The sequence below is a fragment of the Halorubrum sp. 48-1-W genome (assembly GCF_003287355.1).
In the GTDB taxonomy this organism is placed as follows: domain Archaea; phylum Halobacteriota; class Halobacteria; order Halobacteriales; family Haloferacaceae; genus Halorubrum.
This window is the reverse complement of the sequence record NZ_QMIM01000020.1, coordinates 18,675-30,592: the sequence shown is the minus strand read 5'-3', so window position 1 is coordinate 30,592 and position 11,918 is coordinate 18,675. Positions and strand designations below refer to the sequence as shown.

11 protein-coding genes and 1 tRNA gene are annotated in these 11,918 nt (G+C 70.4%); 3 read left to right on the top strand and 9 right to left on the bottom strand.

Going from position 1 to position 11,918, the window contains the following annotated elements; all coding sequences use genetic code 11:
* Nucleotides 1-20: 20 nt before the first annotated feature.
* Nucleotides 21-2,360, bottom strand: a complete 2,340-nt coding sequence (gene mutL, locus DQW50_RS10290; protein ID WP_112079190.1) for a DNA mismatch repair endonuclease MutL — start codon at nt 2,358-2,360, stop codon at nt 21-23.
* A 307-nt stretch (nt 2,361-2,667) separates the two neighbouring features.
* A tRNA-Leu gene (locus DQW50_RS10285) sits at nt 2,668-2,751 on the bottom strand.
* Between the two features lie 113 nt (nt 2,752-2,864).
* Here DQW50_RS10285 and DQW50_RS10280 point away from each other — a divergent pair.
* Complete coding sequence (locus tag DQW50_RS10280) at nt 2,865-3,173, top strand: transcription initiation factor IIB family protein (RefSeq protein ID WP_112079189.1); 309 nt, start codon at nt 2,865-2,867, stop codon at nt 3,171-3,173.
* A gap of 60 nt (nt 3,174-3,233) precedes the next feature.
* Here DQW50_RS10280 and DQW50_RS10275 read toward each other — a convergent pair whose 3' ends face one another.
* The 6 genes from DQW50_RS10275 to lonB form a co-directional block, all read right to left on the bottom strand.
* Entirely contained in the window at nt 3,234-3,872 is a 639-nt protein-coding gene (locus DQW50_RS10275; protein WP_112079188.1) for a fibrillarin-like rRNA/tRNA 2'-O-methyltransferase, read from the bottom strand.
* On the bottom strand, nt 3,865-4,779 hold the full coding sequence (locus tag DQW50_RS10270) for an NOP5/NOP56 family protein (protein ID WP_112079187.1): 915 nt from the start codon (nt 4,777-4,779) through the stop codon (nt 3,865-3,867). The genes DQW50_RS10275 and DQW50_RS10270 overlap by 8 nt, the downstream gene beginning before the upstream one ends.
* A 130-nt stretch (nt 4,780-4,909) precedes the next feature.
* On the bottom strand, nt 4,910-5,149 hold the full coding sequence (locus DQW50_RS10265) for a hypothetical protein (protein WP_112079186.1): 240 nt from the start codon (nt 5,147-5,149) through the stop codon (nt 4,910-4,912).
* 52 nt (nt 5,150-5,201) lie between these two features.
* Nucleotides 5,202-6,398 (bottom strand): arginine deiminase family protein, encoded by a 1,197-nt coding sequence (locus DQW50_RS10260; protein ID WP_112079185.1) that lies wholly within the window; start codon nt 6,396-6,398, stop codon nt 5,202-5,204.
* A 43-nt stretch (nt 6,399-6,441) separates the two neighbouring features.
* Nucleotides 6,442-7,224: a CBS domain-containing protein gene (locus DQW50_RS10255; RefSeq protein ID WP_112079184.1), complete on the bottom strand. Its 783-nt coding sequence runs from the start codon at nt 7,222-7,224 to the stop codon at nt 6,442-6,444.
* A 117-nt stretch (nt 7,225-7,341) separates the two neighbouring features.
* The gene (lonB, locus tag DQW50_RS10250; RefSeq protein WP_112079183.1) at nt 7,342-9,690 is read right to left on the bottom strand and encodes an ATP-dependent protease LonB; all 2,349 of its coding nucleotides are present in this window, start codon (nt 9,688-9,690) and stop codon (nt 7,342-7,344) included.
* Nucleotides 9,691-9,858: 168 nt separating this feature from the next.
* On the opposite strand from lonB, the gene DQW50_RS10245 reads away from it, so the two are divergent.
* Nucleotides 9,859-10,377, top strand: coding sequence for a nicotinamide-nucleotide adenylyltransferase (locus tag DQW50_RS10245; protein ID WP_112079182.1), 519 nt, complete (start codon nt 9,859-9,861; stop codon nt 10,375-10,377).
* The gene (locus tag DQW50_RS10240) at nt 10,374-11,249 is read left to right on the top strand and encodes an S-adenosyl-l-methionine hydroxide adenosyltransferase family protein (RefSeq protein WP_255417632.1); all 876 of its coding nucleotides are present in this window, start codon (nt 10,374-10,376) and stop codon (nt 11,247-11,249) included. The genes DQW50_RS10245 and DQW50_RS10240 overlap by 4 nt, the downstream gene beginning before the upstream one ends.
* Nucleotides 11,250-11,333: 84 nt before the next feature.
* On the opposite strand, the gene DQW50_RS10235 is transcribed toward DQW50_RS10240, so the two are convergent.
* Entirely contained in the window at nt 11,334-11,801 is a 468-nt protein-coding gene (locus DQW50_RS10235) for a DUF5793 family protein (protein ID WP_112079181.1), read from the bottom strand.
* Between the last annotated feature and the right edge of the window lie 117 nt (nt 11,802-11,918).

Genomic DNA, 11,918 nt, shown 5'->3' with positions numbered 1-11,918 from the left:
GCGACCGCTCCGGCGGGGGATCACTCCGCGCGCCGGCCCGCGTGGCCCGGATAGTCGCGCTCGAAGCGGGACGCCAGCTCCTCGCGGTCGAGCCGGATGACCACCGGCCGGCCGTGCGGACAGGCGTACGGGTTCTCGCAGGCGTCGAGCCGGTCGAGGAGGTCGACGACGCGCCCCTCCGTGAGCGACGTGTTCCCCGTCACGGAGGGGTAACACGCCAGATCGGAGAGCAGGTCGTCGACCGCGTCGGTCACCGGGTTCCCGGTGGACGGGTCGGACGTGGCCTCGTCGTCGGACGCCCCGGCCTCCGCGGTCGCCGCCGCGTCCGCGACGAACTCCGTGAGGACGTCCCGGAGGAGTTCCGGGTCGAGCGCGGCGTCGAACACCGCGGGGACCGCCTCGACGACGACCTCGCGTTCGCCCGCGCGCTCCGCACGGAACCCGACCTCCGACAGTTCCTCGAGGAACTCGCCGAACAGCGCGGCCTCCCGCGCCGTCAACTCGATCGTCACCGGCTCCGCGAGCGCCTGTGCGGGCGGGCCGTCGGCGAACTCCCGTCGGAGCCGCTCGTAGTTCACCCGCTCGTCGGCGGCGTGCTGGTCGATCAACACCAGCCCGTCGGGGGCCTCCGCGACGACGTACGTGTCGTGAAGCTGGCCGAGCACGCGAAGCGACGGCAGCGAGTCGTACGCGCGCTCGTCGCTCGTCTCCTCGCCGGCGAGGGTGCGCTGGCTGGTCGCGGAACGCCCGGAGGTCGGATCGGGGACGGGGGGAGACTCGGGGTTCGCGACGGGAACGGCGTCGGCGGTCGAATCGCGGTCTACAGCCGGCTCGGCGCCGACGAGGGAGTCGTCCGTGCCGTCCGAGGGCGAGACGCCATCGTCCGCGTCGGCGCCCGGCTCTACGTCGGCGCCCGGCTCCACGTCGGCACCCGGATCCGCGTCAGCGGACTGCCAACTCCGCGGGGAGGGACGGTCGGATCCCGAGAGACCGGTGTGGTCGCGAGGTTCGGCGTCGTCACCACGGCCCACGTCTCCGACGGGGTCCGCGTCGCCGGCGAGCCCCTCGACCGCCCACGCGTCCTCGTCGTCCGGGTCGAGCTCCGTCGCCGACCCGGTCGCCGTGACGGGTTCTGAGTCGTCGCCGTCCACCTCGCCCTCGTCGCCCGCGCCGTCCACCTCGCCCTCGCCGCCCACACGCTCACGTCGGTCCGTCGTCCCCGCCCCGCCGACGACCTCGCCGTCGGCGGTCTCGGGGGCGACGTCGACCTCGTCGGGCGCGGACCGCCCGCGGGGCGCGGTCGACCGGATCAGGCCGTGGTCGAGCAGTGCTGCCTCGACGGCCGACTCGACCGCGGCCCTGACCCCCGCCTCCCGGTCGAACCGGACCTCTAGCTTCCGCGGGTGGACGTTCACGTCCACCTCGTCGGGCGGCACCTCGACGAAGAGCACCGCGAAGGGGTACCGGTCGGGCGCGAGCTGGCCCCCGTACGCCTCGAGGACCGCCTCGCGGAGCGCGCTCGCCGTGACGTACCGGTCGTTGACGTACGTGGCGAGGTAGTCGCGGGCCGACCGGGTCGTCTCCGGGTGCGAGACGAGCTCCGTGACGCGTCTCACGGGTGGGTCACCGCTCGCCTCCCCGTCAGCCGTTCCCGTCGTCGCCGCCGCCGGTTCCCAGTCGACCTCGACCATCGACTCCGCGACCTCCCGGCCGTAGACCGAAAGCACGGCGGAGCGGAGGTCGCCGTTCCCCTCCGTGGCGAACGTCTCTCTGCCGTCGTGTTCGAGCGAGACGGCCACGTCGGGGTTCGCGAGCGCGTACCCCGTGACCACGGTGTTGACGTGGTCGAACTCCGTGGTCACCCGCTTGAGGAACTTCTTGCGGGCGGGCGTGTTGTAAAACAGGTCCTCGACCTCGACGGTCGTCCCGACCGGACAGCCCGCGGGGCGCACCCCGCCGACGTCGCCGCCCTCGACGCGTATCTCCGCGCCCGCGTCGGCGTCGGGCGGCCGCGACCGGACCGTCAGCTGTGAGACCGCGCCGACCGTGTACAGCGCCTCGCCGCGGAAGCCGAGCGTTCCGACGCCGGCCTCCAGGTCCTCGATGTCGGCGATCTTCGAGGTGGCGTGTTCGGCGACGGCCGCCTCGAGCTGGTCTCCCGGGATCCCCACGCCGTCGTCGCGGACGCGGACCCCCTCCGTGCCGCCCGCCTCGACCGAGACGGCGACGCGGCTCGCGCCCGCGTCGAGGCTGTTCTCGACCAGCTCCTTCACGACGCTGGCCGGTCGCTCGACCACCTCACCCGCCGCGATCCGCTGGATCGTCCGCTCGTCCAACCGTTCGATCTCGGGCGGCTCCATCACTGCTCGTGGGTGGGGGAAGCGAGTACTTGAAACCGTCCCCGGCGGTGGCGGAGACCGCGTCGGCGGAGCGGTGGTGTCGTCGGCGCGGAACGCCTCGCGACTGGGGCTTTGGAGACGTTCTCCGTACGAGGTCGACTCATGACTCCTCCGCCCGCACTCACGGCTCGCAGTGCTCGCCGTTCGCGGTTCCGAGGCGCTCACTCCGTTCGCGCCTCGCGGGACCGGATTTGAACCTCACTCACTCCGCTTCGCTCCGTTCCCTGGTTCAAATCCGTGCCTGCTCCCTCGTCGCTTCGCTCCTCAGTGCGCGGGACCGGATTTGAACCGGCGGACCCCTACGGGACAGCGTCCTAAGCGCTGCGCCGTTTCCTGGCTTGGCTACCCGCGCGCGACCCACCGTAGACGGAACGACCTCAAGAACCTGACGAACGCCACCGAACACCCGTACGACCCCCTCCCCCGCACGCACCGCTTTTGTACGTCGACCGCCAACGACGACGCATGTATCGGGCGAGTGACCGCGTCGACAACGCCGAGTGGATCGAACGTCTCGAGGAGGCCTGCGCCGACCTCGACCTCGACGACGACGCGTGCTCGACCGCGACCGACATCTTCCTCTCGGAAGTCCCCGACGAGGACCGATCGAAACCCGCCACCGCCGCCGCCAGCCTCTACGCCGCCGCGCTGATCCGCGGCCAGGAGCGCCCCCAGTCCGCCGTCGCCGACGCCATGGACGTCTCGCGACTCTCGGTCCAGAAACGCTGGAAACCCCTCCTCGAGAACGCCGGGTTCTCGCCGCCGACGTGGTGAGTCCGACGCCGCCCGACCGGAACCCGACGCCCGACCGTCACGTCCCCGCCCCCGACTCCCTCACCGCGGCGTCGCCACGACCCCGAGGTGGTCCTCGTGGAATCGGTCGAGCCGCCCGCTCTCGAGCACCTCGTAGGTCCCCGCCAGTTCGTCGAGCACCGTCGCGAACACGTCGTCGGGGTCGGCGGTGACGTCCTCGCTACGGGCCTTCACCGCCAGCAACAGCCGCCCGTCGTCGGCGAGAAAGCGCGCGTTCCGGGTCGCCACCGTCGCCTGCCCGCGGGTCGCGACGTCCTGGACGATCGCGTCGACGTCGCTCTCGACGACGTGCGCGTACGTCTCCGGCTTTCGGGCGTCCTTCAGGAGGGGAAAGAGCCGGTCGCGGGATTCGGCGACCTCGAGGAGGTCCCGGGTCGGCCGGGGCGCGAACTCCACGGCGTACGTCGGGCCGGCGAAGTCGGCGACGTGGCCCACGGTCGTGCCCGCGGCCGCGCCGAGGTACAACACCGTCTCACTGCCCGTGAGGCCGGTGTCGAACCCGAGCTCGAGCATCCCGCCGAGCTTCGAGCGCTCGGGGTCCCACGCGCGCCACTCGCCGTCGGTCGGCTCGCCGTAGACCGGCTCCCCCCGCGTCGCCAGCCGGGGCTCGCCGTCGAACTCCCGGCGCTCGACCCCGTCGGGAAGGACGGGCTCAGGCATCTTCTTCCTCCGAGACCGCCGAGTCGTCCACCGGGGCCGCCGAGTCTCCCCCCGTCGACTCTGTCGACTCCGCCCGCGCCCGGATCGTCGCCATCCGCTCGCGGAGGTCCTCGTGAAGCACCTCGCGGTACTCCCCGGAGTAGTGGTCCACGCGCGCCGCGAGCGCCAGCTTCCCGGCGAGCGCCCGCGCGGCCGACCCGCGGTCCTCGGGACGGGTCCCCCGGACGAACTCGTGGGTGTAGATGACCCCGTGTTTCGGCGAGGGTGCCCGTCCGGAGAGGTGTGCGAACAGCGCGTCCTCCGCGCCGAGCACCTGGACGGTCCCCGAGGGCTTCTTCGCCAGCGGCTCGAGCCCGCCGGCGAGCGCGATCAGCCGCGCCGTGAGCTCCGGGCCGGCCATGTCGGCGAGGTTCGGCGCGACCGCGGGCGCGACCCGGTCGATCGTCGCTTTCAGCGCGTCCCGTTCGTCGGCGAGTGCGGCTGTACGCGCCGAGAGCGATATCACCCGCCGGTCGAGGTCGCCGTCCGGCTCCCGCTCGGCGATCTCGCGAGCGCCCGCGATCCCCGTCCCGACGTCGTCGAAGCGGCTCCCCGCCCACTCGGTCGCCCGCTCGGCCAACTCGTTCGCGACGCGTTCACAGTCGTCCATGGCCCGAACCGCGTGGATCAGCTGTCGGTCGTCCGCGCGCTCCCGCTCCGCGACGGCCTCGCGAGTGGCGTGGCGGGTGGCCTCGTGGAGGCGATCGTAGTAGTCGTCCGCGTCCTCCGCGAAGCCGGACTCGACGGCGAGGCGCGGCCAGTCCGCGGGCGACACTGCGCTCCCGTGGTCGATCGCGTCGCGGGCTGCGGCGGGGTCGTCGGGCGGCACGGACGCGAACCAGCCCGCGTCGCTCTCGTCGGTCGTCATACTCGGAGCACTGCGGGCGAACTCGTATAGGTATCCCGGTGTGTCGGCCGCGGAACCGTCTCGCCTCTCCGGACCACGTCCCGAGCGCGCACTCCGAGGTCCCCGCCCACCGGGTCGACGATCGCCCGATTCAGGCGGCGTCGCCGTCCGATCCCGCGTCGTCCGCCGTCTCGTCGTCCCCGGGGAGAACGCCGTCGAGGAGGCGGGAATCGCCGGCCCTGATCTCCCCGACGGTCGCACCGGTGAGCCCGCCGATGGCTCCGCCGGTGCTCGCCGCGTTCCGGTTCACCAGTCCGCCGATCGCGGCCCCGACGGCCGCGCCGACGGCGGCGTACTTCGCCCGTGAGACCGCAGTTCTGATTCGTCCCATGCCCGGAACTACTCGGCTCGTTTACAAAAAGGTGTTCGTCGGGTGACCGTAGCTACTCGCGCGCGATGGGCGTCGTCATACAGTGGAGGCCGCCGGCCCCGTTCGTGAGCGCCGCCCGGGGGATACCGACCCCGTCGGGGAGCACGGTCACGCCGCGGTCGCGGAGCGTCTCGATGGTCGGGTTGTCCCCGGGCCGGTACTCACCCTCCTCGTCGGGCTCGTAGAGCGGGATCACGGTGCCGTCGTCGATCGCGAGGAAGTTGGTCGGCCATCGCTCGCCGTCGGCGACGTCGATCACGTCGAACCCCTTCTCGTCGCGCACGTACTCCAGCGTCGAGGTCGTGTGGCTGTGTTCGTAGACGTCGCCGTGCTGGCGGTAGACGTCGACGTCGGCCGCCGCGGCCAGGTCGGCGTCGAGCACGGCCAGCCCCTCGGCAGCGATGTTGAACCAGCCGAGCAGGTGCATCACCCGGGAGCCGAGCCCGCGGTCGACCCGCGTCCGCCGGTCCGCCTCCAGCGGGGCGCGGACCAGCCCGAACTCGTCGTAGGAGACCGCGCCGTCGCGCATGAGCCGCTCGCCGGCCTCGTAACTCGTCCGGATGACGTGCTCCTCGCCGTCGACCTCGGCGGAGACGCCGAGCAGTGCGAACTCCCCGGCCGGCATGAACTCCCCGCCTTCTAGCGGTTCGCCGGTCATCTCGTAGCAGAGATCCGCGCCGATCGACTCCCAGGCACGCTTGACGATCGGGACCTCCCGCCTGCGGATCGGCTTCGACATGTGACAGAGGATCGGCCCCCGGTCCCCGACGATCGTCGTGTCGCGCTGGAAGTACACGTTGGAGATGGGTGACTCGAGCGTCATCGTTGCCCCGTCGGTCCCGCCGTCAGCCGTCGTCTCCGGCGTGAGGCTGGGCCGCGAGAGCACGATCTGGAGCTTTTCGCGCGGCGAGAACCCCGCGATCACGTCGTCGACCCGGTCGACGCCGCCGTTATCGAGGGCGGTTCGCGTCAGGTCGTCGAGCGCGTCGCCGGTTGCGAGGTCGTCGGCGAGGTGGTGGACCTCGACGTGCGTCGACGCCAGCGTGTCGACGAGCTGTTGGTGTTCGCGTCGTGCCTGTTCTGGCGGAACGTGGTCCTCGAACAGGTTCGCCTCGGGCGCGAGGCTCCCGGACCACAGCTCGAGGCCGGGCGTATGTACCCTGACCGCCGAGAGCCGTTCCCACTCCGCACGGACGGAATACTCGGACATGGCTTCGAGTCGTCGCCGGGGTCGAAAAAGCTCCCGGCAGAGGTCACTGGAGCCGCTTCGTCGTCTCGACGAGCGGGTGGCGCGCGTAGTCCACCACCTCGATGTCGCGTATCGACTCCAACCCCTCCTTCTTCGCGGTCTTGGCCATCCCGAGCTCCACCGGACTCTTCGTGACGATCACGTAGGCGTCCATCGACTCGATCCCCATCTCGTGGGCGGCCATCACGCGGTGGTGGCCGTCCGCGAGGTGGAGGACGCCGCCGTTGTCGATGACGACGAGCGGCTCCGCGAGCCCCCGCTCGAGCTCGTACTGTCTGCCCTCCAACTCGTCGGCGTACACGCGCGCCTGCGTGGGCGTGAGCTCCGCGAGACAGATTTCGCGGCGCTCCTCCTCGAGGTCGATCCCGTGGATCTGCTCGAGCGTGCGCATCAGCTTGCCGACTTTCCCGGGGGTCGCCCGCTCGATCTGCGAGCGGACGACGTCCGCGTTCGAGATGATCCCGACGAGGTTGTCGGCGTCGTCGACGACCGGGAGCTTCTGGATCCCGGATCGGAGGATCACCCGGGCAGCGTCGGTGACTTTCATCTCGGGATGTGCGACGATCAGGTCCTCGGACATCACCGTGAACACGGGCGCGTCCTCGTCGGCGAGGAGGAGGTCCCCCGCGGAGACGAACCCCTCGACGGTTCTGCCCTGCGTGACGGGGAAGCCCTTGTGGCCGGTGGATTCGACCATTCGCTTCGCCACCGCCGAGACCGTGTCGTCTGGACTGACGGTCTCGACGTCGCGGGTCATGTACTCGCCGACCGTCGGCTTTCCGGACATACGGCTCCGTACGACCTCGACCGTACAAAAAGGGGTGGGACCGACCGCAACCGACGGCGGACCGACCGAAGCCCACGGCGGACCGACCGGGACGCCGACCCGCCGACCGCGACCCGGCTACTGGGGGCTCGGACTGGAGGGTCCGGAGACGCCCTGGTCTTTGAGCGCCGAGCCGGTGATCGACTTGAGCCGCGAGACGAGCGAGTCCTTCTCGGCTTCGCCCTCGAGCGCGATGTCGAGCACCTCGCTGATGTGGCTCACCGGGATGACCTCGATCATCTCCTCGTACTCCTCTTCTATCATCACGTCCTGCTCGTTCGCCTGCGGGATGATCACCCGGGTACAGCCGGCCTTCGCGGCCGCCTCGATCTTGTGGGTGACGCCGCCGACGGGGAGCACGTCGCCGCGGACCGAAAGCGAGCCGGTCATCGCGAGGCTCTGGTCGACGCCGACGTTCTCCAGCGCGCTGATCACGGCGGTCGCGACCGTGATCGACGCGGAGTCGCCGTCGACGCCCTGCTGGCCCGCCTGGACGAACTGGATGTGGATGTCCATCTCCGAGATGTTCTCGTCGGAGAACTTCTTGATGATCGCCGAGACGTTCGAGACCGACTCCTGGGCCATCTCCTTCAGCTGGCCCGTGGCGATGACCTCGCCCGGCCCCTGCGAGGGGGCGACCTCGGCCATCACCGGGAGCATGATCCCGGAGTCTTCGCCCATCACGGCGAGGCCGTTGACGCGGCCGACGACGTAGCCGTCCGAGACCTGGAGCTCGTAGTCCTTCCGGCGCTCGATGAAGTCGTCGGCGAGCTGCTGTTCGATGGAGCGCGAGCGACCCTTCGCCTGTAACACGTGCTCGCGGGTGGTGAAGTCGGCGTCCTCGCCGCGGGCGATGTCGCCGGCGACCCGCACGAGCCCGCCGAGGTTCCGGAAGTGAAGCGTCAGGTGGCCCTTCCGGCCGGAGCGCCGCTTGGCCTCGAGGATGACCTCCTCTATCGCCTCCGCGGTGAACTCCGGCAGGCGGCCGTCCTTCGCGACCTCCTGGGCGATGAAGCGCACGTACTGTCGGCGCATCTCCGGGGTGTCATCGATGGTGTCCTCCATGTACACCTCGTAGCCGTACCCCTTGATCCGCGAGCGGAGCGCCGGGTGCATGTTCTCCATCGCGTCGAGGTTCCCCGCCGCGATCATGACGAAGTCCGTCGGGACGGGCTCGGTCTGGACCATCGCGCCCGAGGAGCGCTCGGACTGCCCCGTGATGGAGAACTCGCCCTCCTGGATCGCCGTCATGAGGTGTTGCTGGCTACGGATGTCGAGCGTGTTGATCTCGTCGATGAACAGCACGCCCTTGTTGGCCTTGTGGATCGCGCCGGCCTCGACGCGGTCGTGACTCGGCGTCTCCATCCCGCCGGACTGGAACGGGTCGTGCCGGACGTCGCCGAGGAGCGCGCCGGCGTGAGCGCCGGTCGAGTCGCGGAACGGCGCGGACTTCGTGTCCGCGTTGTTCACGAGCAGGTTCGGGATCATCGCGTCCGAGCCGCGGTTGAGGTAGCGGAAGACGAGGTAGACGACCCCGGCGGCGATGATGCCGACGAGGATCTGCCCGACGATGATGAGCGCGTAGCCCAACACGACGGCGATGATGATCCACATCAGCAACGAGCGCATCTGGTTGCGCTTGCGCGCCTCCTCCTTGTGGGCGTCGACGATCTGTTCGCCCTTCCCGGCCGGGACGGTCCGGACCTTCGGCTTGTTGCCGTCGTCGGGGTTGTGATACACCAGGACGTCCTGAAGCTCCTCTTTGGGGAGCAGTTCGGACATGGCCTTCGCGAGCATCGACTTCCCGGTCCCGGGCGAGCCGATCATCATCACGTGACGGCGCTGTTTGGCCGCCTTGATGATCACGTCGCGGGCGTGCTCCTGGCCGATCACCTGGTCGACGAGGCGGTCGGGGATGGAGATCTCGGAGGTCGTGTCGATCTTGAGCCCCCCGAGCAGGTCGTCCTCGTCGGGGTCCTCCTCGATCTCCGCGCCCTCGACCTCGACGGTACTCCCGAGGTCGTCGATCCCGCCGTCGTCGGAGTCGATCTCGTTCCTCCCGTCGCCGTGGTCACCGTTCCCGAGGTCGCCGTGGTCACCGTTCCCGAGGTCGCCGTGGTCACCGTTCTCGAGGTCGTCGCGGTTATCTCCCTCGAGGCCGTCGTCGACGGATTCGGGTTGGTTCTCGCCGACCGGGTCGTCCCCTTCGACCGGCGCGACTTCGGGCTCGCGGAACCCGTCGTCGATCGGATCCGGTCCCGTGTGGTCCGCCTCGTCGCCGGAGCGGTCCCGACGCTCCTCGTCGGGGGTGTCCTCGCCGTTCCCGGACGGACTCCGGACGGTCCCGTCCTCGCCGTCCGACGCGGGGTCGTCCGGGGGCGTGGCGTCCTCCTCCGGCGGATCGTTCGTATCCTTCTCGTTGCTCATAGAATCGATATCCGTTATCAGGTCGGAAGGGTCGGCTACTGATATACTTTCTCCCCGCGACTATCGCGTCCCAACGCGTTAGACCCCAGATATCGGCAGATAACGCCCGTATGCGTCGGCGTCCGGGTCCCAGGAGGTTTATAAATCCGGCCGTCGCACCGTGTATCCATGCGGGGTTTTTACATCGGTCGGTACCAGCCGTTCCACGACGGCCACCGACACATGATCGAGGAGATCGCCGGGGAGGTCGACGAGCTGGTGTTGGGGATCGGTTCCGCCGGCGACTCGCACACGACCCGCAACCCGTTCACCGCGGGAGAGCGCGTGATGATGGTGACGAAGGCGGTCGAGGACCTCGACGTCACCACCTACGTCGTCCCCATCGAAGACCTCGACCGCAACTCCGTCTGGGTGAGCCACGTCCGGAGCATGACCCCGCGGTTCGACGTGGCGTACTCGAACAACCCGCTCGTCGTCCGGCTCTTCGAGGAGGCCGGCGTCGAGGTGAGGGGCTCGCCGATGTTCCGGCGGGAGGTCCTCGAGGGAGCGGAGCTCCGCGAGCGCATGATCCGCGGCCACGACTGGGTCGAACTCGTCCCGGAGGCCGTCGTCGACGTCATCGAGGAGGTCGACGGCGTCGAGCGGATCCGCCGGATCGCCGAGACCGACGCGACGGGTGGCGAGTGACTCGGACCGCCCCGTTTCCCGTCACGCTCGCCTCCGACTTCGGCTCGCCGTATCCGGCGGCGATGAGAGGGGTGATCCGGCGCCGGACCGACGCGGAGGTGATCGACGTGAGTCACGACCTCCCGCGAGGCGACCCGCGAGCGGCCGCCTTTTGGCTCCGGTTCGTGCTCCCGGAGTTCCCGCCGGCGGTCCACTGTGCCGTCGTCGACCCTGGCGTCGGCACCGACCGCGCCGCGCTCGCCGTCCGCGCGGGGGCACACGTCGTCGTCGCGCCCGACAACGGGCTCGCGTTGCCGCCGGCACGGGCGCTGGCGGGCGAGGAAACGCGTCGGGCTACTGGCAGGGGAGGCGACGACGTCGACGTCTACCGGATCGACGGCTTCGACCCGGCGAGTTCGACGTTCCACGGGCGCGACGTGTTCGCCCCCGCCGCTGCCGACGTTCGGGAGGCGATCGCGGCCTCGGTCGTGGAGGGGACGACCGGGGGGACTCGTGAGGTCAGCGAGGCCCTCCAGGACCTCGCCTGGCTGACCCGGGTCGACGACTACGCCGACGCCCGGCTCCCGGAGCCGACGGTCCGGGACGTCGACGGGGGATCGGCACCCGTCGCCGTCGAGGGCGAGGTGGTCGTCGTCGACGACTTCGGAAACGTCATCACCACCGTTCCGGGCGAGTACGTGCGCGGTCGCGACCGCGTGCGCGTGAACGGCGAGTCGGTGCCGGTCGGGGAAACGTTCGCGGACGTGCCCGCGGGCGACCCACTCGTCACGACGGGGAGCCACGGCTACGCCGAGTGCGACGTGAACGACGGGCGCGGTGCCGACGCGTTCGGACTCTCGCCGGGGCAGCGAGTCGAGTTCCGGTTCGGGTGATCGACGGGAACGGTGGACGAGGCACGAGATCGGCGGGAGGACGGAACGGTCGACGGGGAGGCGGACGGGAAACGGGACCGTCGACTACAGCTCGACGCCCGAGGGGATCAGGCTCTCGCTCCGGAGGAGGTTCCCCTCGTGGTCGTAGACGAGGAACGTCTCCTTGTCGTAGCTCACGAGCCGCTCGCCGTCGAGGTCGATCTCGACGCGGTAGCGGGCGTCGTCGCCGTCGGCGGCATCGACGGACTCGCGGGCGGCGCGGATGAACGGAAGGACGTCGTCGGCGGTCTCGTTCAGTTCGAGGACGAAATCGCCCGTGATCCGGTTCGTCACGCCGACGACCCCCTCGGCGGTGCCGCTCTCGAGGGGCTCGCGGAGCCGGAAGGCCACGTCGACCTCGCCCGCGGAGAGCAGGTCGCCGTCCGCGTCCGAGAGCCGGTCCCGCAACAGCCCCTCCGGTCCGTGGAAATCGATACGGACCAGCGGGGTCGTCGGCTCGCCGGCGTCGTCCCCGACGCCCTCGACGGTCAATTCGAAGTAGTCACGCCGCATTGCCTGTTCGCTACTTAGCGGTCCGCCCGTATGAACGTAACGGGCCCCGTCACCGTGCGGGACGCGTCGACGGGGAGCACGGGGACGGGTCGGATCGGGGTGGGCGCCGGGCGGTCC